Below are 1410 nucleotides of genomic sequence, written 5' to 3'. Positions count from 1 at the left end.
CGTTCACACCTAGCTTTGTCAGCTCTTGATGCGCTGCCGCAGAAATACGAGGAGGAAGTGCAGGAAGAATACGTTCACCCGCTTCAATCAGGTTAACGTTCAGTTTGCTTGAGTCTAGGTCGCCGAAACCGTAGGTACGCAATTCTTTCACTGCGTTATGAAGCTCAGCAGAAAGCTCAACACCCGTTGCACCGGCACCGACAATAGCAATGTCTACAGAGCCCTGACCGCTTTTTGCGTGCAGCTTCAGGAATTCGTTGTTCATTTCGGTACGGAAACGGTGTGCCTGTTCAGGGCTATCAAGGAAGATACAGTTGTCTCGAACACCTGGTGTATTGAAGTCGTTGGACGTTGAGCCGATTGCCATCACCAGAATGTCGTATTCCAGTTCACGTTCAGGCATCAAAAGTTCATCTTGCTCATCACGCAGTTCACTCAGGTAAATGACTTTGCGCTCACGGTCAATGTCTTTGAGGCTGCCCATTTGAAAATCAAAGTGGTGGTTTTTTGCATGAGCACGATAGCTTAGAGCATCCACACCCTCATCGAGAGAGCCGGTTGCCACTTCATGCAGAAGAGGTTTCCATAAATGGCTGGCTTTACGGTCAACTAAGGTTACGTTTGCACGCCCTTTTCGACCTAAAGTTCGTCCTAGCTTGGTCGCAAGTTCAAGTCCGCCTGCGCCACCGCCAACAACAATAATACGCGTCACAACGACACTCCTATGTAATATGAAAAATATTTGCTCTCGCTTTTATGCAAAGCCAAAGCATTGAATTCTTAAGTGCTTTTTCAAAGCCTCATATCAACGAAGTGAAGGGGACCCTTTTTATACAATCACGGATAGGATCAAAATGTGCTCTAGCACATAATACTTGGGCAAGTTATCTTCTTGCTCTCAAATTTTTTTGATATTTATCAAAAATATCTTCAAAAAGCATTATAAAGACCCATATCATCTTGGCAACTTAAGTTTGTAAGAAATCACTGGTTTCCCGACTAACTGACGAGATTTTGCACCATTCGAACCCGTCAATTTCTTTCTGCGGTATTTCACGTCCTTACCAATCAATTCTGTTTTATGTATGGTTGATTTCGTTTAACTGTTACCAAGCTTTCATATTGAGCGACTCTTCTTCAATGCCTACCATTTTACGTCTTACTAACTTAATGCTCGATTAAAGAACAGACCAAGAAATGAAGAAAACACAGAGTGGTTTTACCCTTTTGGAAATGATTGTTGTAATTGCCATTTTAGGGGTGCTCGCTTCGTTCGCGACCCCAAGATATGTGGACGTGGTAGACAAATCTAAGACCAGTATTATTGAGAGTGCTGGTAGTGCAGTAAGAAGTGCAAACACCTTTGCAAGAGGGGTAGCGCTAACTGAAAGTCTTCACAATCTTCCTGAA

General features: G+C 43.5%; 2 protein-coding genes. One reads left to right on the top strand and one right to left on the bottom strand.

Going from position 1 to position 1410, the window contains the following annotated elements:
* The coding region (locus RH89_RS15140; RefSeq protein WP_004403711.1) for an NAD(P)/FAD-dependent oxidoreductase at positions 1 to 712 on the bottom strand (712 nt) is incomplete at its 3' end.
* 485 nt (positions 713 to 1197) lie between these two features.
* On the opposite strand from RH89_RS15140, the gene RH89_RS29680 reads away from it, so the two are divergent.
* A partial coding sequence (locus RH89_RS29680; RefSeq protein ID WP_004403708.1) for a pilin occupies positions 1198 to 1410 on the top strand: 213 nt, incomplete at its 3' end.

This window comes from Vibrio nigripulchritudo ATCC 27043 (assembly GCF_000222685.1).
GTDB lineage: Bacteria > Pseudomonadota > Gammaproteobacteria > Enterobacterales > Vibrionaceae > Vibrio > Vibrio nigripulchritudo.
The sequence above is the reverse complement of the archived record's forward strand: the minus strand, read 5'-3'. Positions and strand labels throughout refer to the sequence as shown.